The organism is Streptomyces sp. NPDC059255, assembly GCF_042752355.1.
GTDB lineage: Bacteria > Actinomycetota > Actinomycetes > Streptomycetales > Streptomycetaceae > Streptomyces.
The window spans coordinates 79,908-102,952 of record NZ_JBHYZP010000017.1 but is presented as its reverse complement, the minus strand read 5'-3'; the positions used below and the strand labels follow the sequence as shown (position 1 = coordinate 102,952).

Below are 23,045 nucleotides of genomic sequence, written 5' to 3'. Positions count from 1 at the left end.
GTGCCAGCAACAACGCGGCCAGCACCCGTTGACGACGCGCTCCGGGCACAAGCACCCGCTCAGAACCCGTCCAGACCTCAAGCGCGCCGAGTACGCGAAAGTCCATCCCCCGAACTTCCCTCTCACTGAACGTAACTGAACCACAGCATAGCGTTCACGGGAATGTCTGCCCAACGGCGGTGGTGACGCGGTGATGACGCCGTGAGGACAGCGCGCGAGACGGTGGCCTTCGTCCTCGCCCATCCCCGCGAGCCGGTCGCCGAAGGCGCCCGCGCGGTGGCGGACACGGGGGCGATCCGTAGTCAATCGAGGAGATCAAGCATGGGACTCAAGGGAAGCTTCACCCGGTTCGCAGGTGCGGGCGCGGCGCTCGCGTTCGGCTCGACGCTGCTGGCCGGCGCCGCAACCTCGGCGCAGGCAGCGCAGACGGCACAGGCGCCACGGGCGGCGAACTTCCAGGTGATCAACGGCAACAGCAGCAACTCCTGCCTTCAGGTGGTGAACATCTCGGGAGACAAGGGCAACGTCACCCTCGGTGCGTGTGACCGCAGCGCGAAGCAGGTGTGGCAGATCAGCGGCGGCTTCTTCAGGAACCCGGCATCAGACCACTGCCTCGACGGAGACGGCGCGGACGTCTACACGTTCAAGTGCAACAAGGGCGACCATCAGAAGTGGACGACAACGTCCGGCAGCCCGAAGCAGATCAAGCACAACTGGAGCGGCAAGTACCTGCACGGGAGCGGCAGCGTCGGGAGCGAGGTCGTCTTCAAGCCCGCCGGGCAGTCGTCCCGCTGGGTGATCGACCAGGTGTGAGCCGGCGAACCCCGTGAACACGGTGGGCCGCCCCCCATCGGCGGCCCACCGTCCCGGCGGAACCATCGAACATGCCGAAAGACCACGTGCATGCCGAAAGACCACGTGGCACACCTGTACCGGTTACGGCATCGTGAGGCGCCGCTCGTGCGGGTGCCCCCGGCCGCGCCCCGGAGCGGCCGGTGCTCACCTACGACGAGGCGGGGCGGATTTTCGGCGACCCGCGGTTCGACCGGTCCCGTCCCCGGTCCGGAGCGTGCCTCGCCCGAGCATCGGCGCTGATGGCGCCGAGGAGTGCGTGCAGCGACTCGATGTGGGGTACGTCGAGGGTGTGCCGGGCGGCGGCGCGCAGGATCGCTCCGGTGAGCGCGTCGTGCTCCAGGGGCCTGCCGGAGAGGCGGTCCTGGAGCATCGAGGTGGAGGACCCGTCGGGGAGGTTCTGCAGCCAGGCGATGGTCGCGTCCGGTACGTCGTCGCCGATGGTGGCGCCTTCGGCGCGGGCGACCGTGGTGGCCTCGTTCAGGAGGTGGAGGGCATAGCGGGCGACGCCTGGTTCGCGAACGACTTCGGTGCGGCGTGTGGTGAGGGTGGTGATCGGGTTGCTGCCCATGTTCGTGAGCACCTTCCGCCAGGCCGCAGTGGTGAAGTCGGCGGCGTTCTCCACCCTGATGCCGCCTGCGGCAAGCCGTTCGGCTGCCGACAGGGCAGCGAGGCCGGCGGGGAGGGTGAGGTCGCGGTCGGCCGGTCGGTGGACGATCGCCCGGCCGGGCGCGGGCCGCTCGACAGGCACGTAGACGATCGCGGGGACGACGGCCGCCCGACCGACGTAGGGGGCGACACGCTCTCGGTGTTCGATGCCGTTCTGGGCGACGAGCACGATGGAGTCGTCGTTCACGGCGGCCCGTAGCCACGACGCCGCCTCTCGCGTTGACCACGGGGCTCCCGCTGAAACCGGTGGCCAGGTCGTTGCTGTCGGTGAGTTGGAGCAGCCCACCGGGCGTGCCGTCGACCGGCAGGAGGTGGCCCGCCTGCCCGTAGCCGAAATGCCCCTCGGACGGGGCCTGGGCGGGAAAGCCGTAGCTCCATATCCGGTGACCGCGGCCGTCCGCCGACGAGCCCAACCGCATCACCCCGACGCCCGGCGGTGTGCTGTCGAGCCGGATGAATGCGAGGTCCTGCTTTCCCGGGTCGCGCCAGCCCTCGGCGAGCAGGATCGCGGTGCTGCGCGCGACATGGCCCGCGTGCGGGAAGTGGACGGAGACCCTCTCGCCTGCGGACACCCTGGCATTCCGGACGACATGTGCGCAGGTGATCAGCAGGTCCTCATGGACCAGGAACCCCGCACCGGCCGTTCTGCCGTCCGCGGTGAAGACACGGGCGACTGACGCCTCCGGCGCCGTTCCTGCCACCTCGTCGCCCGCCTTCAGCCTGTCGCCGGTGGTTGCCGGGACTTGTTCCACTGCAGGCGCACCTTGAGATGGCAGGATGCCTCGGTGCTGGTGATGACGGCTCCGGCCCGACCGGCAAGGTTGACCCCGAACTCGACTTCCAGTTCGTCCGGCTGAACCTGCCTCAGCTGTTCGAGGATGGTCCGGGAGGCGGTTGTCACCGGCTGGAGCACGGCACGGAGGCCGATGGGGAGTTCGTCGACGAGGTCGCCGAGCCGGCCGGCCTTGACCGGTCCGTCCGCCCCGTCCGCCCCGTCACCGAGAATCTCCAGGAGCACCGTGTCCCCGTCTTCCAGCGGTATGCGCACAACGCTGCCCACCGGTCCTCCCGTCCCCGTGTACGCGGTCCGATGCCGCCCGGCGCCGAGCCGGCCACCGACCTCGTCATGGGCACAGATTTACCATCCGCACACCACGGCCGCAGCAATAACGCAGGAATGGCCAGATTATGCGTGCGGTGAACACAGGAGATGAACCGTTCCGAGATCAGTGAAGGCTCCATGGGAGCTGATTCGGGATATCGACCCGCGTTCACGCGACAACGGCTCGGCAACTGACCGGTAATGGCATGCGACGGTTCAGCTGAGCGGCAGGGTGCAGTTGCCGTGCGAGCATGAGTGGCCACTGATCTCGATACAGACGGTCTCCGAGGAGCCAGCGTGCGAAACAGCGTCGGATCGGCACTACTCCTGGGGACTCTGGCCCTGCTGACCGGGTGCGGGGTTTTTGCGGGAGACACCCGTTCCTGCACCCTGATGTACGCGCCCGCCGGGATCCGGATCGAGGTGCATCCGGAACTGTCGAACAGGGTGGCCGACGCGACCCTCGCCGTGTGCTGGGACGACACATGCCGAAAGCGCACGCTGAAGCTGCGTAAGACCGCGCCGGAAGAACCGGCAGCCCCAGGAAACCCGGTGATGACCACGGAATCCGCCACCACTGCAGAAGGCCCGGCAGCCAGGAGCCCCCAAACCCCCGAACTCTCCATCTGGCCGGGCTTCGTGGACATACGTGACCTGCCAGGAGAGCCGGTGCACGTCACGCTGGAATTCAAGGACCAGCGCGGCGCCACCGTCCTCGACCGACAGATCAGCACCACCCCGCAGCCCACCTATCCCAACGGCCGCGCCTGCTCGCCGGGCGGCCACCAGGCGCGACTGACGGTCACGGAAAAGGGCTCGCTGATCCCACGCTGACCGTGCCCCCTCCTCTCCCCTGTGACAAGGCTCCGGGACCAGGCGACAATCCAGCACATGGATGACGCGTTCACACTCCTTCGCCAGGCCGCCGGCCTACTGCCCGAGGTCGCCGTGGCGGAGAACGCCCTGACGGCTGGAGATGTTCGCAAGGAGATCGAGCTCCTGGAATGGGAGGTGGCGCTCGACATGCTCATCGAGATCGCGGATGTCCATCCGGCATCCATTACTTTCTGGGAGATGCTCTCCGAAGCCGCCCGGCAGATGATGCTCGACCACCATCGCCGTTGGTGCGATTGGCGGGGCTGGGAAGCCGAACACGGCATGATCCGCGCGACCTTGACTCTGCTGGGAGTCGACGAAGGAGGACGCCGGAGCGCCTTCTCGGGGGACGGTCGGCTCAGACCTCTGTGGGACATCGGTCACCGCACAGCAGACGGACAACAAGATCTGAACATCGCGCGACTTTGGGTCGAACTCGCGCCGCGGCTCAGCCCTGGAGAGACAGCCAACGTTCGCCTGGCTCCCCTGCAGCCCGAGCAGTGGCAGCATCTGAAGCCCGGTGATGTGATCACCCTGCACGAGGCCCAACCTGTTGTCGGCATGGCGGAGATCATCGAGATTCTGCCGCCTCGCGTCTGAGAAGCCGTATCTCAGTGGCTGTCGGCTTTACGATCTCGAAGGTGGAGATCAGCGGACGGTCGTACTGTTGAACCCGTCACCGAGGAGGACTTCTGATGCGCAGCGTGACCTATTCGATGAACGTATCGCTTGACGGCTACATCGTGGGGCCGGACGGCGACTTCAACTGGACGACACCCGACGAGGAGGTCTTCCGCTCCTGGATCGACGAGATTCGCCACGTCGGCGTCCACCTGTTGGGACGGCGGTTGTACGAGACGATGCTGTACTGGGAGACCGCCGACCAGGATCCATCGCTCGACGACTCAAGACTCGAGTGGGCCGCGCTCTGGAAGCCGCTCCCGAAAGTGGTGTTCTCCACCACGCTGTCGGCGGTGCAGGGCCATGCCCGCCTGGCCTCCGGCAGCCTGGCGGCGGAGATCGAGCAGTTGCGAGCCGAGCCAGGGGCGGGCGACATCGCGATCGGCGGCGCGAGGCTCGCCACCGAGGCCGCAGCGTTGGGTCTGATCGACGAGTACCGGGTCAGGGTCTACCCGGTACTCGTCGGCGGTGGCATCCCGTTCTTTCCCCGGCACGAGCGCCGGGTGGATCTCGAACTCGTCGAGACCCGCACCTTCGACTCGGGAATCGCCTACCTCCGCTACCGCGTGGCGCGCTGAGTCACGAGGATCTCGAAAATCGGAGGCTTCCAGCGTGATCCACGCCCTGGTGCGGCGAAGGAGGGACGCAGCCCTTCTCCACCCCACCGTCCAGGCGTCGGCGCGGTGCTCTCACCCATGACATCACCATCGAGCTGACGAGGAATCACTCCTATGCCCGACCCCCGGCCCCCGGTGCTCCTCGACGAGTCCTTCCAGGCCGATCCTCACGCCTCGTACGCTGCCTTACGCGGTACAACTGCGACCCTGCGGGCTCTTGCCCCGGACGGAGCACCGGTCTGGCTGGTCACCAGCTACCACGACGTACGCGCTTCGGCAGCGGACCCTAGGCTCTCGCTCAACAAGGCCCACGCGAAGACCGCCGGCCGCCACGGTGATTCCATGCCGCCCGAACTGGACGCGCATCTGCTCAACACCGACCCCCCGACCCACACCCGGCTCCGCCGTCTGGTCAACAGCGCATTCACCGGACAACGAACCGAGCAGTTCAGGCAGTCCACTCAGACAGTCACTGATCAGCTCCTGGACCGACTGGCCGCACGCGGCGGCCACGCGGACATCGTGGCCGACCTGGCCATACCCCTGTCACTCACTGTCATCAGCAACCTGCTCGGCATCCCGGAGCACGACCGCCCGGATTTCCGGAGCTGGACAGACACCCTGCACAGCCCGGCGCCCGACGCCGCTGTACGGTCGCGTGAGGCCATGCGAGAGATGCACCATTTCCTCGCCGAGCTCATCGAGCGCAAACGGGATGCTCCCGGCGACGACCTGCTGTCCGCGCTCATCGACGAACACACCCACCCGGACGGCCCCTGCCTGAGCAGGGCAGAGCTGGTGTCCATGGCCTTCCTTCTCCTCTTCGGCGGCTACCACAACTCCGCCGGCCTGATCTCCACCACCGTGCTGGCCCTCCTCTCCCACCCGGTTCACCTCGCTGCTCTGCGCAGCGGAGAACTGACCATGGACCAGGTCACGGAAGAGGCGCTGCGCTGGAACTCTCCGGCGATGCTGGCCGTCCGGCGGTTCGCCACCCAGGACATACGGATCGGCGAGGCGGCCATCTGCGAGGGGGAACGCGTCTGGCTGGCCTGGGCCTCGGCCAATCGCGATCCGGACCGGTTCGTCACACCCGAGACCTTTGATCCCACGCGTGACACTCGCGGGCACCTTGCCTTCGGCCACGGCCCCCATTACTGCCCGGGTGCTTCCCTCGCGCGGCTGGAAAACGAGATCGCCGTGACCAGTCTGGTTCGCCGGTTTCCGGAGCTGTCGCTGGTCGGCCCTGTCAGCGAGCTGCGGTGGACCACATCGCTGCGCAACAGGAGCCTGCGCGAATTGCCCGTCTCCATGGAGCGCGGGCGGACGCGCACGCTGCCCACCCGAAGCACACCGCGCCGCAGACCCGCTCGTACGAAGCCGGTTCCTTAACTCTCCGACCTCGCGGTCGGGGTGACGGTAAGTCCGGCCGGGCGGTGGCGGCGTTGGCGCGACTACCGGCGCCGGGTGGCCATCGAGTCCGTACGCCACCGTGACCTGGCCGGTCTCAGATCCGGCGCAGCGCGGACCACTGCAGGACGGCGAAACCGGCGACGGTCAGCGCCTGCGCCGGGATCCAGACCGCACCGGCCGTGGTCGGCCCGAACCAGAACAGTAGCGCCGCGACGCTGAGGACGGCCCACAGCAGATTCGCCTCGACGACGACCTTCACCGCTGGCCGTGGGGCCTGCCGACGGTTCGCGAGAAGACCGACCCCAGCGGCGAACAGAACGAGGAATACACCCACTCCGAACAGAAAAGTGCCATCGATCCCGAGCAGTCGGCCGAGCGGTCCGGACGACGTGACGTACGCCAGTCCGTTGACCCCGGTGACCGTGGCGTCGAGAGCGAGAAAGCGGCGCAGCATCGCCTGTGGCTCAGTGGTGCGGGAAATACCGGCGAGCAGGGTTACGGACATGGCGAATCGGCCTCCATCGAGTATGCACGGGCTGGACGAGGGACTGGAACTCGGACGAAGTGCGTCGCCCGAGTTCCAGTCCCGTAAGGGTGCCCGGCCACACCGCGAGCGTCGATTACGTACGAGGTAATGCCGACCCACCGCTCCCTGCCGTACGGCTCAGATCGTCGCCGTGTCGATCACGAAAGCGGTAGCGGAGGTCCGAGGTGAGGACGGGCTCGTACGCCTCGTTGATCCGGCTCGCCTCGAACAGCTCGATCTCGGCACCGAGGCCGTGCCCGGCCCTCGTGGCGCCCGCGGTCGCCCCGCTTACCGATGGTGCTGACCGACCTCCTGGACCACGGCGTTGAGGGTGTGATCCATTACGCCCATGAGCCTTTCGGTAGATGTCTTCGTTGTCGGTCCGCACGGTGAGAGACACATCCAGGATGTTCCGGAGGGATACTCGGACTCCGCAGGCTTCGAGAGCTGGCGCACTCGCGTGTGGGGCTCGGCGGTGGTGCGGTCGCTGGGGGTCTGCTTCTTCCCGGTCCTGGCCGAGGCGGACCTGCAGGTCGAACCTGAGCAGGTCCCTGAGTTCCTGCGCGAGTGCCTCCTGCTCCGCGAGAACCTGGAGAGGATCGTGGCGGAGACTGAGCCCGTGCGGTCGGTCGAGACACACAGGGACGCCATCCTGGACCGGTTGACGATCATCGAAGATGCCGCCGGGCGCGCGGGAATGATGGGAGGCGGACTCCTCATCTGGTGACACGTCCAGCAATCACCGCAGGGAGTGCATCACTAGGGGAAAAACACGCCTGGTCACGCCGATCGGCGCCGCCCGACTGGTGAGGACGACCCGCTCGGTCGGCTGAAGCCCGCAGGCCGCAGGCCGCACACGGCACGCTCGACACCATGGACCTGCTCACCAAGTCGCTGGAACGCCTCGGTACGCCCGCAGCCACCGCGTCGGCCCCGTCATGCGACACAGACGCCAAGCTTGTGATTTATCCGGTGCGGCGTGGTTTGGTGCCGACCTTGTGGTGGGTTGGTCGGCGGTAGGACTCGCCGGTGGCCAGGAGCAGGCCCACGTCGTAGCGGTTCGCGGGGCGGCGATTCTTCGAACCGGGCGGGCGGCCTGGGCCGGGCCGGGTGGGTTTCGGCACTGCGGCTGGCGTGCAGGTGTCGGAACCCGCGACGGACTCGGGCTGGAGTGAGCTTGTTCGGTTCGGTTGGCTTCTCCCAGGGCCTGCGCAGGTCGGTGGCCAGGGGGCGGGCGAGGCGGAGCTGAGTGTGGGCAGTGGCGACCAGCCAGGTCCAGCGGTCCGCCGCTTCGACCTCCCGCAGTCTCGGAGCAGTCCAGCCGAGTGTCTGCTTGATCATCCTGAAGAAGTGCTCGATGTCGAACCTGCGTAGGAAGGCATGCCAGGCCAGATCGGTCTCCGCGGGGCCGACTGCGGGGCGTGACCACCACAGCCACAGCGGCTTGGGGTCGCCTCCGCTGGGCAGGTGGTCGACCTGTAGGCGGATGACGGTGCCCTCGATGACCGGGAGCTGGCCGGGGTGGTCGCGCCAGGCGGCGCGCCCTTGCAACTCGGGGTGGAGCCGGTCCCAGCTCTGGGCGTGGGCGGTGCCGTAGCGGGTGGTCTCGGCCTTCGACTCCGCGTCCGGGGTGCCCCAGGTCCTGGCGTCCTTGAAGATGAACTCGCCGCCGTGCTTGGGCGGCCGCCCGCCGGCCGGGTTGGCGAGGGCGAACTCCGCACGGGTCGGTGCCGGGCGGCGCATCACCCGGTCCGAGCGCAGGCGTCCTAGGATCTCCACGGGCAGGTCGCGCAGCAGGTAGGCCGGCCGCATCACGTCGTAGCCGGCGTCGGTCACGATCAACACCGACGGGTCGCCCGGGCTCCACTGGCCGACGGCGACCAGGCGCTCGATCAGGTCCCGCAACTGTGTGGCGGTGACGGCTGCGAGGTCGTCGCCGGGCCGCAGCCGCACCGCGTCCAGCGGGGCGACCCACGAGGTTCGGCCCGATTCCAGGGCGACGACCCACGAGTACGGCCAGCCCGGGATCATCTGGTGCTTGGCGTCGCCCCGGCCGTAGGTGTGGCAGAACGAGCGGGCGTCGCTCGTGTCGGCATCGGGGCGAAGCCACGGCGAGACGTCCACCGCCAGCACCAGGCGGCCGCCGGCGGCGCGCGGCAGCGGCAGGCCGGCCAGCTCGGTCCGTAGCCGGGGGGCGTCCAGGCGGCCCCGGTTCAGTGCGCCGTAGAGGGCGCCGTGCCCGCGCCGGTGCTCGGGAGCCAGCGCCGGGCCGACCAGGGTCTTCACCGGACCGTCGGTGCACAGCACCGCGTCGGTGAGCTCGAACAGCGCGTCACGCCGTCCGGTCAGGCAGTCGTAGAAGCCCCCCCGGAAGCGTGACAGTTCCGAGAACGGCTCGCACTGCATGCTCTGCTCCACCACGCTCACCAGCACGGCCTTCGCGTCGAGTCCTGTACCTCTTGGAGGTCCAGAGTCATGCGGGGGCGGGTCCGCTGTCCTGGAAATCCCCATGTGGGTGACCTGCGCTTGCCGTCGGACCTGCTACTGCGGCAGGCAAGGATACTCGACCGTCGGCTTTCTCCGCTCGCCCTCGGGGGTGAAGGTCAACGATCCGCGGAACGAGCCGCCGCCGAAACGCACTGCGAGGAGCAACGGTTGCGCATGCTCCGGCGGCCACGGTTCGGCCCCCGGTTCGCTGCCGTTCCACAGGTGGAAGACCACCATCGGCTGCTGCGGATCCTCCGAGAGGTAGCCGAGCGTCTTCCCGTACAGCGGATTGTTCCCTCCGAACAGCACAGAGGGAGGACCGAACTCCGCCGTCACGTCAGCCCAGGTGCGGTCAGCCGCGGCCCACTCCCGGACTCGGCCTGTGAGGGCCTCGTACTCCTCACCTGTGAGAACCCGATCGGGCTTGAGCCAGCCGCATCGCTGCGCGAACTCCGCGTACACCGAGGCGACTTCGTAGCAGTCAGCCCGCGCAGGGAAGACATCCTGGAAGGCCCCACTGAGGCCGATGGGGGTCCAGAGCCCCTGCTCTTCCCAACTCTGCTTCAGCTGGTTCCACGCCTCGGGCTGGCGCTCGACGAACAGCAGGTGGTCAACCAGGATCCGGAAAGCCACCTCGCCCCCGTACATCCCGGGCCGGCGCAGGGCGAGGTTGAGCTGATCGACGAGGTGATCGTGGATCTCTTCAGCAGCGGCAAGCGGAGTAGGAAGCGTCACACGCACAGTCTTCCGCATGGTGATCACAACGGACACCTGTTCCACTGACGAGGACGAGTGGATAAATCACAAGCCAAGAGATCTCAGCGAAGGCGGTGACCCTGTCGGTCCGGGACAAGCAGCCACAGCGGTCGCCGAGGGGAACAGCGTGAATGTTGCCGGAGTGAGGACAGCAGAGTGGGCAGTGGCCACCCCGTCCCCCTGCGAGCCGGACCCGTCAGCCGTTCGGATACAGCTCCGCCCCCAGCCTCGCCTTCAGCATCGTCCACTGCGCGGTCATGTCGTGCACCAGATAGAGGTCACGCCGCCTCGTCCAGATCTGCCCGGACTCGGGATCGTAGGTGCCCGGCATCTCGAAGCCCTCGGGCGCGAACGCCTCCATGTTGCGCCCCCGCGTGGTCAGCACGCAGCGCTTGACGTGGTCGCGGAATCCGACAACGCCGGCCCTCCCGGGACCACCAGGGTTCCCCTTGCGCGCCTGCTCGATCTGCGCGGCGACCCCGTCGGTGCTCAGATACGTGATCGTGCCGTCCGCCGCGATCTCCGGCTCGATGGAAACAACCTGGGACATCCGGTACTTCGACTCCAGGAACCGCGCGATCTCCCACTGCGCGAACACCGGCACAGTACGCCTCGCCCTGATACGGGCAATCGTATCGGCGAGTTGCTCGTTCACCGGACCCGGCTCGTAGAGCACCTTCGTAGGATCCCCGCCGCCCGCGGGCGCACGGTTGCCGAACGCGTAGCCGACAAGGAAGTCGAACGTCTCGACCCGCGCGGTGGGCGGGGACCAGTCGAAGCCGATGTCGTAACTCCAGGGAGCCACACGCCGCGCCGTGGCCCTGTCCCCCAGCTCCGCGGCCAGCGCGGTCGCCATGTCACGCTCAAGGCGGGCCCCGTCTACGCCCGGGTGGTGCCCGGCGTCCCGGGCGTAGGACGGCGTGGCCCCGAACAGGACCGGTGCGCCCGCGGCCGCGGACAGCGCGGCAGTGAACTTACGTCGCTCCACGATGATGTGACCTCTCTCGCTCTCGAAGTACCCCTCATGGGAATCAACGTCAGCTCCTACTCCGGCCGGGGTGAACAGGATGTCCTTCGCACGAACCATGGAAAAACCCTGGTGAATCCCCACCACGGCACGCAGCACGTGGAACGGACCAGCCGGTCCAGGCCGCCGGAGGAGACATGCCCCGCGCTCACCTTCCGCCACCGGTCCCCCGGAAACAGCGTGACGGCGTCAGGTGGCAGGAGTTGGCCGAGGACCGGGAAAACGGTATGCCCGAACCTGGAGTGACCTGCCAGACTCCGCGATACGGCTTGTCCCAGCAGCCGCGTGCGAACGTGGCGAGGACGGAAGGTTTCCGAGTGAGTGACTGCCCCTTCTGCTTGATCGGCCAAGGCGAGATCGACGCGGACCTGGTCGCATACCGATCGAAGAACGTCTTCGTCATCCCCACTCTCATGCAGCGGGAGAACAACCCAGGTCACACCCTGGTGCTGCCGCTCGCCCATGTGACCGGCCTGCATGAAGCCCGAAGTGATCTCCTGCAGGAAGTCTTTGAGGTCGTCGCGAAAGTGTCGACTGCGGTGAAAGACGCCTACCGAGCTGCCGGAAGCACGATCACGCAGAACAACGGCATACCCGGTCAGGTGCTTCACCACCTGCACGTCCACGTCATCCCGCGCTTCGACGGAGATGGATTCCAGATGCCTGATCCCGGAGTATCCGAAGCACCGCGCGACGCTCGGGTCACCCGCGCTTCCTTGTTGCGAAAGGCGCTGACATCCTGAGCAAGTGCTCTTGATCTGCCCGGCTCAGCCGTCACCCACAGTGGTGCTCGTCTTCCTTCGGGATGCCCGGTCGGTCGCTCGGGCCGCCTTCCACCGTTCGTCGGTGGCCTTCGCCCGCACGGTAACCGGCGCCCGCCTCGACGAGCCCGTGACCAAGGTGCGTGAATCCGCCCTGAATTCATCAGCGAGGCGTTCAACCACCACCGTATGCCCCTGGACCCCGTCGAACCTTTGGCCGCAGTGGTCCTGACGATGAAACCCGAACTCCTCACGCACGCCCTCTACATCTTCGGGGCCACGCACGATCCGGAAGACAACGTCCACACCGCTGACGATTGCTCGACGTCGATGAGTCCTTCGAGTTGCAGACGCAGGCGTTCTCGTTCCGGACGGCCGGAATCGGAACATCGGCAGAGGTCCGACCGTCGGCTCTTATCTCCGCCTCTGCAGCCAGCGGAGGGAAGCCAGTCCCAGCGCGGTCATCATCTCCACCAGGTTCTGGTCCGCGTCCAGGCCCGCAGATGCGACGATCCGGAGCAGGAAGCCGGAGTGCGCGGCAAGCATGACGTCGATCCGCTCCCTGTCCGCGGCGCGGGTGAGGGGATGGCGTTCGGCGAGTTCCTGGGGGTCCGCGCCGCTGAGCGAGGCGCTCGACAGCAGCGTCACCGTGTCGCAGTACGGCGCGCCGATCCATGCGTGCGGCCAGTCGACGACGAAGACCTGCTGGTCGTGGAGCATGATGTTGAACGGGTACAGGTCGCCGTGTTGCAGGGTTGTGCCGGCCAGGGCCTGTGGGGCCTGTGCCTCCAGGTCGGCCAGGTCGGTGAGGTGGCCGACCGCCCAGGGGGCCATGGTGCGCAGCCGGTCGACCGGCGGGCCGCCGTGCCCGGCCAGTGCCCGCCAACCACCGAGTCGCGGCTCGGAAAGCAGCGTGCGGTCGACCGGTGACGGGGTCAGGGCTTCGGCCAGCTCGGTGAGTGCGGCGAGGACCCGGTCGAGTTCGTCGGGGCGCCAGGGCTGCGCGGGCAGCCTTCCCCGGATCTCCTCGTAGACCCCCGCAACCCAGACACCGTCGTCGTAGGCGTCCAGCAGCCGGGGCGTCCAAGCGGTGGCGAGCTGCCGCGTGACCGCAATCTCCCTGCGGTGGAAGGCGGACACCGCCGGAGCGTGCTCCGAACTCGCCATCTTCACGAACACCCGGCGACCGTCGGTCAGCGTCAGCAGCGAAGCCACGCCCTCCGAGAATCCACCGGGCTGCCCGGCCGCCTCGGCGACCCCGGCACCGAGCAGGCGCTCGATGCCGGCCGCGACATCCTGCGGCACCGCGTTCCACGCGATCCGGCGCGTGCCCGTCTGCTGCGGCAACCCGGCTGACGCAGTAGCGTCCCGCGTCTCGCGGGAGTTCTCTGAATTCATCTTGATCCTCGAATCGAAGTGCTACGACTGCCCTGGGCTCCCTGAGAAACGCCGAAGCCGTACGAGATGTCCGCTGCCGCTCATCGGATCGGTCGACTACGGGCTCGCCGCGCGGAAGGAGGCCGGCCACCGGATCAAGAGAGCCGTCGTACGCCCGGATACCCCAGCCCGGCGAGAAGCCGCAGCGGTGCTGTTGACTGCCGGGCAGGCTTTCGATCAAGGTCAAGACGTCGGTGGCCTGTCCCCCGATCCAGTGTGCGACCACCCTGCCGGGGTAGGGAACGCCCCGCTCGGCCGGGAGGGCGGGGATTCTGACGACCTCGATCACCTCGGTGGCGGCGACTGCTTCGGCGGGGAGCTGCATGTACGCAGTCTGCCCGCCGGGCCGTCCGACCTGGTCCGACTTCCGCACGTAAACAATCCCGGTGCGGGTCGGGCGGGTACGTCGCGCGAACAACGAGCGGACCGCCACGGCGATGGGCACGTCATCATGCCGCCTCCCTGCGGCTGGTGTTCAAGGAGGGACTCTGTGACCTGTACGCGTGGCCTGTTCGCCGGCGGCGTCCAAGACGCGGGGATGGAGTTCACCACGCGGAAGTTGCGCGAGCGCGGGGTGCTGCTCCGGCGGACCGGGGGCTCAGTAGCCGCCGAAGCCTCCACCGTATCCACCGCCGCCGTGGTCGCCTCCGATGCCTCCGTAGTCGCTGCCGTAGAAGCCGTACGCACGGCCCGGGCCGGCCGGGGGCGGCGGGGGCGGCGGCACCTGCCGGGGGGAGCGCCACTGGCGCACGGTGACGGTGGCCCACCAGACCTCGAAGGGCACGAGGTCGTCCGGAGTCGAGCACTCCGCCGCCACACACTCCATCGCCGCTTCCTGCCATCGCACGTCCGTCAGGCCCAACTCCTCCCGGAGTCTGTACAGTTCCTGCTCCAGAGAGCCCGCCGACAGCGGTTGTGCGGACTGCCGCGAGGAGGCCGCCAACGGCTGCCCGGTAGGTACGTCGTGCCGGTGCGCCAAGATCTCCGTCCCACCCCGCTCCTCGTCACCGACGACCGCCCAACCCCACACCTGCCGCCGCGCCAGATCGTGGCAGCGGGCCGCACGGGCCACAACTACCCGGCGTCGCGCCTCCTCTTCCGCCCGTTCGGCAGCCCGGCGGCGCTCGCTCTCCTCCCGCTCCCGCCGTGCCTGCTCCGCCTCGGCGGCCAGGCGCCGCCCGATCTCCGCTCGTACCGGCGCGTAGTGCTCCTCGGCGACTGCCGCCGCTTCTCGGAACCGCTCCGCCGCCCGCTCCTTCCGCCGCCCCGCGCCCGGCAGGTGGCGGCCCCTTCCCCGGGCGACCGCCCAGTACGCGCCCTCCGCCGCCCGGACCGCGGCGGAGAACCGGTCCGCGGCCGCCCGCCACTCGTCCTGCTCGGCCCGGGTTCCCCGGACGGCGGTCCAGCCGAGCATGCCCTGGTACGAGCGGCCGACGGGGTGGTACGAGCACCCCGTCCGCCCCAGCGGCTCGGGGTAGAACGTCACCTTCGGCACGTTGATCACCAAGAGCCGCTGTCCGTCGTCAACCATGAGGCGATCACCTCCCCACCGACCAGGGTCCACCGTTCCGGCCGCAGAAGGAACGGGGCGCACGCAGAAGCTTGGCGGGCCGGGGCATCTCGGTGAAGCGGCCGGGGCGGGATGTGCCGGGCGACCGCACCGGAGCGCGGGCGGCAACGGCGTGGCGAGCACCGGGTCGATCGCGGGCGGCCGCCCCGATGTCCACTCGGACGTGGACCTGATCCTGGTCATCGACGACGAGACGACGAGGCGTACGACGTGGTCATGCGGGAGCGGCTTGTACTGATCGGCTCCCGGGCCTCCCTGGTGTCCGGATTCGCCGGGGAGCATGTCGGCGAGCCGCGGCTGATCATCACGCTCGTCGGGCCGCCCCTCCCGCACGTCGACTTCAAGTTCGTCCGGGTCTCCGACTTCACCGAGCGGACGGAGGACCCGGAGACCCTGTGGGACCGGGACGGTCTTCTCGCCGGCGCCCTCGCCCAGCAGCCGGCGGTCACTGCGGTACCGCCACGACGTCGTCGCTCAAGGCCGCTGAGGGAAGCGGGCGTGCACACAGCCGGCTTGAAGTATCCTGCGCGAGGTACGACTCCGGTGGGTCTGCCGTCCCGCGGACCGCCGACGAGTTCGGCGTCACCCGCCCCACCATCTGCCGCTCTCCCGGCAGAGTCCGCAGCCGGCCCCACGAGCCTGCGTAACGGGACATCGCCGAGGCGTATCAGCACCGGTCAGCGATATCCGTTCGGTCTCGCGGCGATTACTGCGGGCACCCCGTGCAGATCACGAGATCCTCCGGTGCTCGGGGTCAGGCGTCGCCGTTGAGCATGGCTGCGGTCAGGATGTCGCCGGCGACGCCCCAGCCGCCGTCGACGACTTCGTCGACGAGGACGACGGTGGTGGGGCGGGCCCGCTCACCGTAGATTTCCGCATACAGGTCGGTGGTGCGCTCGACGATCTTCTTCTTGTCCTCGGCGGTGAGGGTGCCTGCGGGGACCTTGAAGTTGGCGAAAGGCATAGCGGTCTCTCCTGGGAGTGGGCTCTTCTGCGGGCGCGGACGTATCTGTGGTGCCGGTGTCGGTGATCAGAGGCCGGCCTGGGGGGGATCGCGCCACGGCTCTCGGCTGCTCGCTCACACCATGCCCCCGTTGGCCCGCAGGATCTGGCCGTTGATCCAGTGCCCCTCGGGGCTGGTGAGGAAGGCGGCGACGCGGGCGATGTCCTGCGGGGTGCCCAGCCGCTCCAGGGGCGGGGTCCTGGCGAGCTGCTCGATCTGTTCGGGGGTCTTGCCGTCGAGGAAGAGATCCGTGGCCGTGGGGCCGGGCGCGATGGTGTTCACGGTGATGTCCCGGCCTCGCAGCTCACGGGCGAGGATCAGCGTGATCGACTCGACAGCAGCCTTGCTCGCCGCGTACGCGCCGTAAGCGGGGAACTGGGTGGCCACCACGGAGGTCGAGAACGCCACGAACGAGCCCCCCGCACGCAGTCGCCGGGCGGCACTCCGGGCCACGACGAACGTGCCGCGGAGGTTGGTGCGCAGCACGGCGTCGAGTACCCCGAGGTCCAGGTCGGCGATGGGTGACAGGGCGAGTCGGCCCGCCGCGTTCACGACGACGTCGACGCCGCCGAATTCCTGCTCCGCCCGGTCGAACAGTGCGGTGACGGCGTTCTCGTCCGCCACGTCCGCCCGCACGCACACTGCCCGGCCACCGGTGGCGGTGATCGCTGCCACCGTCTCCTCGGCGGCCGCCGCGTCGCGGGCATAGTTCACCACGACGGCCAGCCCGTCCCGGGCGAGCCTTTCGCAGACCGCCCGGCCGATGCCGCGCGATCCGCCGGTCACGACGGCGACCCGCGCGGCTGCCGATGCCGCTGTCGGCGCATGAGCTTGGTGGTTCGTAGTCATGTCCTCCACGATGCGCGGTCCTGACCATGGCAACCAGGGGATGTCATCCCCTGGGTCCGTGACCTGGCCGAGCGCAGAATGGGGTGCATGGGTTCTGCGAAGTACACCGAACTGGGCACCTTTCTGCGCTCGCGGCGTGATCGCCTCCGCCCGGGCGACGTCGGGTTGCCGACCGGGCCCCGGCGCCGCGTACCCGGGCTGCGCCGTGACGAGATCGCCCAGCTCGCGGGGGCGTCGGTCGACTACTACAACGAACTCGAACGCGGAGCCGGATCCCAGCCCTCCGAGCAGATGCTCGCGGCGCTCGCCAGGGCCCTGCGCCTGACCGCCGACGAACGCGACTATCTGTTTCACCTGGCGGATCGCCCGATGCCCGTACAGGGCGGAGCCGCCTCGCACGTGCACCCCGGCATGCTCGATCTCCTCGATCGCCTGACATCGACACCGGCTCAGGTGATCACCGACCTGCATGTCACCCTCGTACAGAACCCGCTCGCGGTGGCCCTGCTCGGAGACCAGTCCGGTTTCCGGGGCGCTCGGGCCAGCTTCGTACACCGGTGGTTCACCGATCCCGACGCCCGGCACCTCTACCCCGAAGCCGATCACCAGGCCCAGTCCCGCGCCTTCGTCGCCGATCTACGCGCGGCCGCCGCCCGGCGGGACGCCAAGGACACCGAAGCAAGCTCCATGGTCGGCTTGCTGCTCGGCACCTCGGCCGAATTCGCCACGCTGTGGGCCGACCACGACGTGGCGTTCAGGCGGGACGACCGCAAGCGCCTCAACCATCCCGTAATCGGTCTGATCGAGGTCAACTGCCTCAATCTGTTCAGCGAGGACGGCCGGCAGCGACTGCTCTGGTTCACCCCCGCCCTCGGCACGGACAGCGCCGACCTCCTCAGCCTGCTCTCGATCATCGGCACCCAGGAGATCGCCGAGCCGACACTCGAGAACCCTGCCAACTGAACTGAACGGTGCCGGGAAAGTGGATCCGCCGGATTCTCGGTGTACGGGTCTCGAAGGAGGCGCCGCCGGCAGCCGTCCGGAGACGCCCGGACTGGTCGCAGCCTCAACGAGTGGCTGTGACCAGCACCGTCTTCGTGACGCGGGAAGAGTCAGCGATGGCTCAGAACGTTGACCACACGGCCGTTGGGGTCGCGGACGAAGAACCGCCGTACCCCCCACTCCTCGCCCCGCAGGGGATGAACGATCTCCGCGCCGCTGCCCGCGTGCCCGGAACCGGCCACCCGAGCAGTCACGACTTCCTCACCGGTCCCGGTGCCGTCCCCGTCGCCTACGGACCGGGCCGGCCGGACGGGTCCGCGCGCTGGGCATCCCGCACGTCGACCGTGCGCTGGACGTGTCCGGGGCCGGCTCACTCGACGAACTCGTCAGGCTCGCCGGCGGAGCGGAATCGGTGGTCCCGCTCGCTGACTTCACGGGTCCCGACCACGGGGTGCGCCTCTCTCTCGGTCGGTACGGCGGCCAGCCGGACGGGTGCCACGGGCTCGCGCTCGCCGTGGACCTCGCCGTACGGGGACTGTTCCGTGTACCGGTCCGAGCAGTCTTTCCGGCCGGCCGGGCGGCCGAGGCACACATCGCCGCGGCGACGGGCCGCGCCGTGGAAAGACCGTCCTCGATCTCGCGGGACTCGTCCCCGGCACGTGACGCCTGCCGCACTTCAGCGGGCGAGGTCGCCCGGCGGTCGCCCGGCCGGCGCCGCGGGCAGTTCCACAGTGATGCGGATCCCGCCGGCAGGTCGCGGGGTGAGGGTGAGTGTTCCGTCGTGTGCCTGGGTGATGGTTTTGACGATGGCCAGGCCGAGGCCGACGCCCGCGTGGTCGGTGTGTATTCGCTCGGTACCGCGCTGGAACGGTTCGGTGAGTGTCGAGACGAGTTGCGGGGTGAGCTTCTCGCCGGTGTTTTCGACAGCGAGCACCACGGTCTCGGGGCGGATGCCGGTGTTCACCCACACGGTGCCCTGGTCCGGCAGGTTGTGGGCGATCGCGTTGTGGACGAGGTTCATGGTCAGCTGCAGCAGGAGCGCCGGCGATCCGATCGTGGGGGTGATGTCGCCGTGGATCTCGATGGTGACGCCGTGCTTTTCCGCGAGGGGAAGCAGTGTTTCGGTGGCCTCTTCCGCCACAAGGGACAGGTCGACGGGTTCTCGGGTGAATGACCGCTGCTCAGCGCGGCTGACCAGGAGCAATGCCTCGGTGAGGTCGATCGCTCGGGTGTTGACGGCGTGGAGGCGGTCGATGAGTTCGCCGGCGTCGCGGTTCGGATCGGTGCGGGCCACGTCGAGAAGTGCCTTGGAGATCGCCAGCGGGGTGCGCAACTCGTGAGAGGCGTTGGCTGCGAACCTCCGCTGTTCGGCGACGTGCGCTTCGAGCCGTGCGAGCATCGTGTCGAAGGCGTCGGCGAGTTCGCGGAACTCGTCCTTCCGCCCCTGGAGCCGGATTCGGTGGGAGAGCGATCCGGTAGTGGCCGCGCGCGCGGCGCCTGTGATGCACGTCAGAGGGGCGAGCATACGGCCGGCGAGAAGCCACCCTCCCACGAGGCCGAACACGAGCAGGAATGCCAACACCGCGGCTGCTCTCGGAGCGAAAACGCGCAGGAGGTTGGACCGGACGGGAAATACACCATGTGTGGGGGCGTCGGCGGAGACGATGAGCGCGCGCTCGGGGACGTAACGCAGGAGGAACACCCACACCGCGGCGAGCAGGAGGACGCCGGCGATCGTGAGGAATCCGGCGTAGCTGAGGGTGAGTTTGAGGCGAACACTCGCTCCAGGGGCCCTATCCACGGTCTCCTCCCTCGTGTCCGGTGCCGGGCGCTGTGTCGATGCGGTAGCCGACGCCTGGCACGGTGGCGATGATCCAGGGTTCGCCGAGACGCTTGCGCAGTGCCGAGACGGTGATACGTACGGCGTTGGTGAACGGGTCGGCGTTCTCGTCCCACGCGCGTTCCAGGAGTTCTTCCGCGCTGACGACACCGCCTTCGGCAGCGACGAGGACTTCGAGCACTGCGAACTGCTTCCTGGTCAGCGCGACGTAGCGGCCGTCCCGGTACACCTCTCTGCGGAACGGGTCCAGCCGCAGACCCGCAATCTCTCGTACGGGAGGCCTGTTGTGGGCACGTCTGCGGTCGAGCGCTCTGAGCCTGAGCGCGAGTTCTCGGAGCTCGAAGGGCTTCGTGAGGTAGTCGTCGGCGCCGAGTTCGAACCCGGAGGCCTTGTCGTCGAGACGGTCGGCCGCGGTGAGCATGAGGATCGGCATGCCACCGCCGGAGGCGACGATGCGTGTGGCGATCTCGTCACCGGACGGTCCGGGTATGTCGCGGTCGAGGACGGCGATGTCGTAGGTGGTGGTGCTCAGCAGCTCCAGAGCGGTGTCGCCATCACCCGCGATGTCAGCGGCGATCGCCTCCAGGCGCAGACCATCACGGATGGCTTCTGCCAGATAGGGCTCGTCCTCGACGATCAACACACGCATGGTGTCGATGCTACGAGCCGGCGCGTATCGCCGGCGTATCGAGAACCGCATACGTGCCGGCAACACCGTGCGACCTTGACTGGCGGCATGACTCGGCCCCCACCACCGACGCGAACAACAAGCCACCGGATTCGGTGGCTCCTTGCCGTCGGCCTGATGATCGTCCCGACCGTGATCGCCGGGGCCCTCGGCCGTCAGGCGCCGGAACCCTCGTCCGCCTCGGTCTCCTCGTCCTTCTCGTCCTCCGCGGTCACATCACCCTCGATCACTCTTCGTAGCGAGCACCGTGGCGTGCTCGGCGAGGCTGACGGCGTCGTCCTCGATGACGTGACGGGCTTCGACGGCGCGATTCCGGCTGTGGCCGACCTCGGTCCGGATCCGGTCGAGGCCCTCCCCCGGGCCGGAACGGCTGCCGCGGACGACGGAGTCGGCCCGTACCAGACCTACGGGAACGAACCCTCGCCCCGCGAGCCGCGCACCACTGCGAGCGATCGTCGTTGTTGCCCGCGTATGTATACCGACTTCACCCAGGACCCGAGGACGCAGCAGTGACCGGCAGTGAACGAGGACACACGATGGCGCGGGTGGACCCGGCGGAGACCTCGCAGGGCGGCGCCGAGATCCGGGACACCGGCGCCGGGACCCGGCGCGAGATCCGGGACACCGGCGCCGGGACCTGGCGCACGGGCGGCCGCCGGGCGATCCGCCTCGCCTTCCGGCCGGGGCCCTGGAAGCGCGGCCCGGTGCTCGCGGCGCAGGCGCTGCTGCTCGGCCTGGTCATGCTGCTGCACGCGCAGATCACGGACCGCGGGGGCCTCGGCAGCCTGGTGGAGACCTGCCTGCCGTGGTTCGGCCTGTTCATCCCAGTGCTGCTGGCCGGGGCACTGTGGCGCCGCTCCGCCTCCGCGGTGGCCGCGCTGCTGCTGCCGGTCACCGTGTGGCTGAGCCTCTTCGGTGAGCTGCTCGGCGACAAGTCCCAACCGGGCGGCGACCTCACCGTGGTCAGCCACAACGTCGGCGCCGGCAACCCGGAGCCGGCCGGCACGGCCCGCGACCTGGCCGCCTCCGGAGCGGAGGTGCTGGCCCTGGAGGAGATCACCCCGCAGGCGAAGCCGCTGTACGAGAAGGAGCTGGAGGAGGCGTACCCGTACCACACCGTGCAGGGCACGGTCGGGCTGTGGAGCAAGCTGCCGCTGTCGGACACCCAACCGGTCGACATCAGCATGGACTACGGGCCGCTGGCGGACACCAAGCCGGCCGACGTCAAGATGACCTACAACCGGGCACTGCGCACCACGGTGGCCACGGACCGGGGTCCGCTGTCGGTGTATGTGGCCCACCTGGGCTCCGTACGCGTGTTTCCCAGGAACGGCTTCTGGACGGACAGCCGGGATCGCGGCGCGCAGGCGCTCGGCAAGGCCGTCGCCGCGGATCGGAGTGAGCGGGTGGTGCTGCTCGGCGACCTGAACGGCACCCTGGACGACCGTGCCTTCGCCGGCATCACCTCGCGGATGAACTCGGTCCAGGACGCGGCAGGGGACGGCTTCGGCTTCAGCTGGCCGACGACGTTCCCGGTGGCGCGGATCGACCAGATCCTGGTCCGCGGTGTGGAGCCGACGAACTCGTGGGTCCTGCCGGCCACCGGCAGCGACCACCGCCCAGTGGCGGCCGGAATCAGCTGGTGAACACCGCGTGAAAGCTCCGCGACGCTGCTGGAAGGCTGGACGCGGGCGGACAGCGGCATCGGCCCCGAGCTCTCGGGGAAAAGGGGACCTCGCATAGGAGGAAATACGGGACGCCCTCGGCAGGGAATCCGCCGCCGTCCTTCCGGCACCGGACGGCGTGAGCTTCGAGACGGTCGAGCTGAACGGTGTGCCGGCCATGCAGGTGGTGCAGGAAGTGGCGGGTGACCGGACACTGCTCCGCCACCCCGGCGGAGGTTACGTACACGGCGCGGTCGAGGCTTATGTCGGGCCGGCCCGTCACTATGCCAGGCGGCTGCGGACGCGTGTCGACGTGCCCGACCAACGTCAGGCACCCGAGCATCCCTTCTCCGCACCCATCGACGACGCGTGCGCCGCTGGCCGGGCACTCCCCGTTCCGGGAACCCCTCCTGAGGAGATCGCGATCCCGGGTGACTCCGCCGGGGGCGCGATGGTGATCACGGTCATGAGGAAGGCACGTGCCGCGGGCCTGCCGTTGCCCGTGGCGGCCGTTTCCTTCTCACCCTGGGCCCACCTCACCCAATCCGGTTTCCTCGGGTTCGGAACCGCGACGGCCACATGACCGAGTCCCACGGGGCCCTCGACAACGCCGTCTCCCTCATCACGCGGAAGTACGAGCGAGCGCGTTGAGCCTGGTCCCCCACCACACGTCCCGGTTCCTTCGCCCCTCCGCGCTCGCTCCGCACGGCCGGACGCGGCGGGCGTGAGCCGGCCATCGTACGGCCGCCGGGACTTTGACGCCGGTCGTACGATGGCCGTATTACGATGCGCCTGCCCAAGGAGTTGCCGTGGCCCGCCCCCGTACCGCCGCCCGGACAGTGGAACACCCCGACCTGTCGGACGTCTCCCTGCAACAAGCCCTGGAGGCGCTGGCGGATCCGGTGCGGCGCACGGTGGTGTTCCAACTGGTCCGAGCGGGCGCGGACATGAGTTGCGGCACGTTCGACGCGCCGGTGTCACTGTCGACACTCACGCACCACTTCAACGTACTGCGCGAGGCGGGCGTGATCCGCCAGTACTACGTGGGCACGACAAAGATGAACACACTGCGCACGGACGAGATGGAGCAGCGCTTCCCGGGCCTGCTCTCGGCCGTGGTGACCGCCTCCACAGCGGAGGAGGCAGCGGGCTCGGCCTGAGCCGCCGGACAGGCAAGGTCCCCGGTGCGGCGAGTCGGCACACTTATTTCGATGGCTTTCAATAT

General features: G+C 68.8%; 24 protein-coding genes and 4 pseudogenes. 13 read left to right on the top strand and 15 right to left on the bottom strand.

Going from position 1 to position 23,045, the window contains the following annotated elements; genetic code table 11:
* Positions 1-321 precede the first annotated feature (321 nt).
* Entirely contained in the window at positions 322-813 is a 492-nt protein-coding gene (locus tag ACFXKG_RS20970; RefSeq protein ID WP_384840960.1) for a ricin-type beta-trefoil lectin domain protein, read from the top strand.
* A 190-nt stretch (positions 814-1,003) separates the two neighbouring features.
* Here the strand turns inward: ACFXKG_RS20970 and ACFXKG_RS20965 are convergent, their stop codons facing one another.
* The 3 genes and pseudogenes from ACFXKG_RS20965 to ACFXKG_RS20955 form a co-directional block, all read right to left on the bottom strand.
* The gene (locus tag ACFXKG_RS20965; protein ID WP_384840957.1) at positions 1,004-1,807 is read right to left on the bottom strand and encodes a ketopantoate reductase family protein; all 804 of its coding nucleotides are present in this window, start codon (positions 1,805-1,807) and stop codon (positions 1,004-1,006) included.
* Positions 1,725-2,222, bottom strand: a pseudogene (locus tag ACFXKG_RS20960) (serine protease); the annotation flags it as partial. The pseudogene ACFXKG_RS20960 and the gene ACFXKG_RS20965, both read right to left, overlap by 83 nt.
* 14 nt (positions 2,223-2,236) lie before the next feature.
* A complete protein-coding gene (locus ACFXKG_RS20955) occupies positions 2,237-2,581 on the bottom strand; it encodes a CU044_2847 family protein (RefSeq protein ID WP_384840954.1) in 345 nt (114 codons plus the stop codon).
* Between the two features lie 339 nt (positions 2,582-2,920).
* On the opposite strand from ACFXKG_RS20955, the gene ACFXKG_RS20950 reads away from it, so the two are divergent.
* From ACFXKG_RS20950 to ACFXKG_RS20935, 4 genes are all read left to right on the top strand, one after another.
* Positions 2,921-3,457: a hypothetical protein gene (locus ACFXKG_RS20950; protein ID WP_384840951.1), complete on the top strand. Its 537-nt coding sequence runs from the start codon at positions 2,921-2,923 to the stop codon at positions 3,455-3,457.
* 57 nt (positions 3,458-3,514) lie between these two features.
* Positions 3,515-4,099: a hypothetical protein gene (locus tag ACFXKG_RS20945; protein WP_384840948.1), complete on the top strand. Its 585-nt coding sequence runs from the start codon at positions 3,515-3,517 to the stop codon at positions 4,097-4,099.
* 95 nt (positions 4,100-4,194) lie between these two features.
* Positions 4,195-4,758 carry a dihydrofolate reductase family protein gene (locus ACFXKG_RS20940; RefSeq protein ID WP_384840945.1) on the top strand — a complete coding sequence of 188 codons (564 nt, stop codon included), beginning with the start codon at positions 4,195-4,197 and terminating at the stop codon, positions 4,756-4,758.
* A 153-nt stretch (positions 4,759-4,911) separates the two neighbouring features.
* The gene (locus ACFXKG_RS20935) at positions 4,912-6,189 is read left to right on the top strand and encodes a cytochrome P450 (RefSeq protein ID WP_384840942.1); all 1,278 of its coding nucleotides are present in this window, start codon (positions 4,912-4,914) and stop codon (positions 6,187-6,189) included.
* Between the two features lie 115 nt (positions 6,190-6,304).
* Here the strand turns inward: ACFXKG_RS20935 and ACFXKG_RS20930 are convergent, their stop codons facing one another.
* Both ACFXKG_RS20930 and ACFXKG_RS20925 read right to left on the bottom strand, forming a co-directional pair.
* Complete coding sequence (locus tag ACFXKG_RS20930; protein ID WP_384840939.1) at positions 6,305-6,715, bottom strand: hypothetical protein; 411 nt, start codon at positions 6,713-6,715, stop codon at positions 6,305-6,307.
* A gap of 159 nt (positions 6,716-6,874) precedes the next feature.
* Positions 6,875-6,998, bottom strand: a pseudogene (locus ACFXKG_RS20925) (alcohol dehydrogenase); the annotation flags it as partial.
* An 87-nt stretch (positions 6,999-7,085) separates the two neighbouring features.
* Between ACFXKG_RS20925 and ACFXKG_RS20920 the strand changes: the two are divergent.
* Complete coding sequence (locus ACFXKG_RS20920; RefSeq protein WP_384840936.1) at positions 7,086-7,463, top strand: hypothetical protein; 378 nt, start codon at positions 7,086-7,088, stop codon at positions 7,461-7,463.
* A gap of 238 nt (positions 7,464-7,701) precedes the next feature.
* Here the strand turns inward: ACFXKG_RS20920 and ACFXKG_RS20915 are convergent.
* From ACFXKG_RS20915 to ACFXKG_RS20905, 3 genes and pseudogenes are all read right to left on the bottom strand, one after another.
* Positions 7,702-9,163 (bottom strand): annotated as a pseudogene (locus ACFXKG_RS20915) (NF041680 family putative transposase).
* Between the two features lie 114 nt (positions 9,164-9,277).
* The gene (locus tag ACFXKG_RS20910; RefSeq protein ID WP_384841154.1) at positions 9,278-9,976 is read right to left on the bottom strand and encodes a hypothetical protein; all 699 of its coding nucleotides are present in this window, start codon (positions 9,974-9,976) and stop codon (positions 9,278-9,280) included.
* Between the two features lie 199 nt (positions 9,977-10,175).
* The gene (locus ACFXKG_RS20905) at positions 10,176-11,066 is read right to left on the bottom strand and encodes a hypothetical protein (RefSeq protein WP_384840933.1); all 891 of its coding nucleotides are present in this window, start codon (positions 11,064-11,066) and stop codon (positions 10,176-10,178) included.
* A gap of 257 nt (positions 11,067-11,323) precedes the next feature.
* On the opposite strand from ACFXKG_RS20905, the gene ACFXKG_RS20900 reads away from it, so the two are divergent.
* Complete coding sequence (locus tag ACFXKG_RS20900) at positions 11,324-11,749, top strand: HIT family protein (RefSeq protein WP_384840930.1); 426 nt, start codon at positions 11,324-11,326, stop codon at positions 11,747-11,749.
* 432 nt (positions 11,750-12,181) lie between these two features.
* Here ACFXKG_RS20900 and ACFXKG_RS20895 read toward each other — a convergent pair whose 3' ends face one another.
* Together ACFXKG_RS20895 and ACFXKG_RS20890 are read right to left on the bottom strand one after the other, a co-directional pair.
* On the bottom strand, positions 12,182-13,165 hold the full coding sequence (locus ACFXKG_RS20895; RefSeq protein ID WP_384840927.1) for a phosphotransferase family protein: 984 nt from the start codon (positions 13,163-13,165) through the stop codon (positions 12,182-12,184).
* 637 nt (positions 13,166-13,802) lie between these two features.
* Positions 13,803-14,735, bottom strand: coding sequence for a hypothetical protein (locus ACFXKG_RS20890; RefSeq protein ID WP_384840924.1), 933 nt, complete (start codon positions 14,733-14,735; stop codon positions 13,803-13,805).
* 151 nt (positions 14,736-14,886) lie between these two features.
* Between ACFXKG_RS20890 and ACFXKG_RS20885 the strand changes: the two genes are divergently transcribed.
* Positions 14,887-15,012 carry a hypothetical protein gene (locus tag ACFXKG_RS20885; RefSeq protein ID WP_384840921.1) on the top strand — a complete coding sequence of 42 codons (126 nt, stop codon included), beginning with the start codon at positions 14,887-14,889 and terminating at the stop codon, positions 15,010-15,012.
* Between the two features lie 516 nt (positions 15,013-15,528).
* Here the strand turns inward: ACFXKG_RS20885 and ACFXKG_RS20880 are convergent.
* Together ACFXKG_RS20880 and ACFXKG_RS20875 are read right to left on the bottom strand one after the other, a co-directional pair.
* On the bottom strand, positions 15,529-15,738 hold the full coding sequence (locus tag ACFXKG_RS20880) for a tautomerase family protein (protein ID WP_384840918.1): 210 nt from the start codon (positions 15,736-15,738) through the stop codon (positions 15,529-15,531).
* A gap of 114 nt (positions 15,739-15,852) precedes the next feature.
* Positions 15,853-16,626 carry an SDR family oxidoreductase gene (locus tag ACFXKG_RS20875; protein WP_384840915.1) on the bottom strand — a complete coding sequence of 258 codons (774 nt, stop codon included), beginning with the start codon at positions 16,624-16,626 and terminating at the stop codon, positions 15,853-15,855.
* Between the two features lie 78 nt (positions 16,627-16,704).
* Between ACFXKG_RS20875 and ACFXKG_RS20870 the strand changes: the two genes are divergently transcribed.
* Entirely contained in the window at positions 16,705-17,589 is an 885-nt protein-coding gene (locus tag ACFXKG_RS20870; protein ID WP_384840912.1) for a helix-turn-helix transcriptional regulator, read from the top strand.
* A gap of 149 nt (positions 17,590-17,738) precedes the next feature.
* Here ACFXKG_RS20870 and ACFXKG_RS20865 read toward each other — a convergent pair.
* From ACFXKG_RS20865 to ACFXKG_RS20855, 3 genes and pseudogenes are all read right to left on the bottom strand, one after another.
* A pseudogene (locus tag ACFXKG_RS20865) lies at positions 17,739-17,846 on the bottom strand (glyoxalase); the annotation flags it as partial.
* A gap of 458 nt (positions 17,847-18,304) precedes the next feature.
* Positions 18,305-19,429 carry a sensor histidine kinase gene (locus tag ACFXKG_RS20860; protein ID WP_384840909.1) on the bottom strand — a complete coding sequence of 375 codons (1,125 nt, stop codon included), beginning with the start codon at positions 19,427-19,429 and terminating at the stop codon, positions 18,305-18,307.
* Positions 19,422-20,117, bottom strand: a complete 696-nt coding sequence (locus ACFXKG_RS20855; RefSeq protein ID WP_384840906.1) for a response regulator transcription factor — start codon at positions 20,115-20,117, stop codon at positions 19,422-19,424. Before ACFXKG_RS20855 ends, ACFXKG_RS20860 begins: the two co-directional genes overlap by 8 nt.
* Before the next feature lie 156 nt (positions 20,118-20,273).
* Here ACFXKG_RS20855 and ACFXKG_RS20850 point away from each other — a divergent pair, with 156 nt between their 5' ends.
* The 4 genes from ACFXKG_RS20850 (at position 20,274) to ACFXKG_RS20835 (ending at position 22,980) form a co-directional block, all read left to right on the top strand.
* Positions 20,274-20,669 carry a hypothetical protein gene (locus ACFXKG_RS20850; RefSeq protein ID WP_384840903.1) on the top strand — a complete coding sequence of 132 codons (396 nt, stop codon included), beginning with the start codon at positions 20,274-20,276 and terminating at the stop codon, positions 20,667-20,669.
* Between the two features lie 23 nt (positions 20,670-20,692).
* Positions 20,693-21,802: an endonuclease/exonuclease/phosphatase family protein gene (locus tag ACFXKG_RS20845; RefSeq protein WP_384841152.1), complete on the top strand. Its 1,110-nt coding sequence runs from the start codon at positions 20,693-20,695 to the stop codon at positions 21,800-21,802.
* A gap of 157 nt (positions 21,803-21,959) precedes the next feature.
* Complete coding sequence (locus ACFXKG_RS20840; protein WP_384840900.1) at positions 21,960-22,403, top strand: alpha/beta hydrolase fold domain-containing protein; 444 nt, start codon at positions 21,960-21,962, stop codon at positions 22,401-22,403.
* Positions 22,404-22,629: 226 nt separating this feature from the next.
* Entirely contained in the window at positions 22,630-22,980 is a 351-nt protein-coding gene (locus ACFXKG_RS20835; RefSeq protein ID WP_384840897.1) for an ArsR/SmtB family transcription factor, read from the top strand.
* Positions 22,981-23,045 lie beyond the last annotated feature (65 nt).

Bases quoted from the DNA above. Each gene is read 5' to 3' on its own strand.
- ACFXKG_RS20910 (WP_384841154.1), bottom strand. From the start codon at position 9,976: ATGCGGAAGACTGTGCGTGTGACGCTTCCTACTCCGCTTGCCGCTGCT.
- ACFXKG_RS20905 (WP_384840933.1), bottom strand. From the start codon at position 11,066: ATGGTTCGTGCGAAGGACATCCTGTTCACCCCGGCCGGAGTAGGAGCT.
- ACFXKG_RS20935 (WP_384840942.1), top strand. From the start codon at position 4,912: ATGCCCGACCCCCGGCCCCCGGTGCTCCTCGACGAGTCCTTCCAGGCC.
- ACFXKG_RS20880 (WP_384840918.1), bottom strand. From the start codon at position 15,738: ATGCCTTTCGCCAACTTCAAGGTCCCCGCAGGCACCCTCACCGCCGAG.
- ACFXKG_RS20895 (WP_384840927.1), bottom strand. From the start codon at position 13,165: ATGAATTCAGAGAACTCCCGCGAGACGCGGGACGCTACTGCGTCAGCC.
- ACFXKG_RS20850 (WP_384840903.1), top strand. From the start codon at position 20,274: ATGATCGTCCCGACCGTGATCGCCGGGGCCCTCGGCCGTCAGGCGCCG.
- ACFXKG_RS20945 (WP_384840948.1), top strand. From the start codon at position 3,515: ATGGATGACGCGTTCACACTCCTTCGCCAGGCCGCCGGCCTACTGCCC.
- ACFXKG_RS20875 (WP_384840915.1), bottom strand. From the start codon at position 16,626: ATGACTACGAACCACCAAGCTCATGCGCCGACAGCGGCATCGGCAGCC.
- ACFXKG_RS20845 (WP_384841152.1), top strand. From the start codon at position 20,693: ATGGCGCGGGTGGACCCGGCGGAGACCTCGCAGGGCGGCGCCGAGATC.
- ACFXKG_RS20930 (WP_384840939.1), bottom strand. From the start codon at position 6,715: ATGTCCGTAACCCTGCTCGCCGGTATTTCCCGCACCACTGAGCCACAG.
- ACFXKG_RS20870 (WP_384840912.1), top strand. From the start codon at position 16,705: ATGGGGTGCATGGGTTCTGCGAAGTACACCGAACTGGGCACCTTTCTG.
- ACFXKG_RS20855 (WP_384840906.1), bottom strand. From the start codon at position 20,117: ATGCGTGTGTTGATCGTCGAGGACGAGCCCTATCTGGCAGAAGCCATC.
- ACFXKG_RS20970 (WP_384840960.1), top strand. From the start codon at position 322: ATGGGACTCAAGGGAAGCTTCACCCGGTTCGCAGGTGCGGGCGCGGCG.
- ACFXKG_RS20920 (WP_384840936.1), top strand. From the start codon at position 7,086: ATGAGCCTTTCGGTAGATGTCTTCGTTGTCGGTCCGCACGGTGAGAGA.
- ACFXKG_RS20890 (WP_384840924.1), bottom strand. From the start codon at position 14,735: ATGGTTGACGACGGACAGCGGCTCTTGGTGATCAACGTGCCGAAGGTG.
- ACFXKG_RS20940 (WP_384840945.1), top strand. From the start codon at position 4,195: ATGCGCAGCGTGACCTATTCGATGAACGTATCGCTTGACGGCTACATC.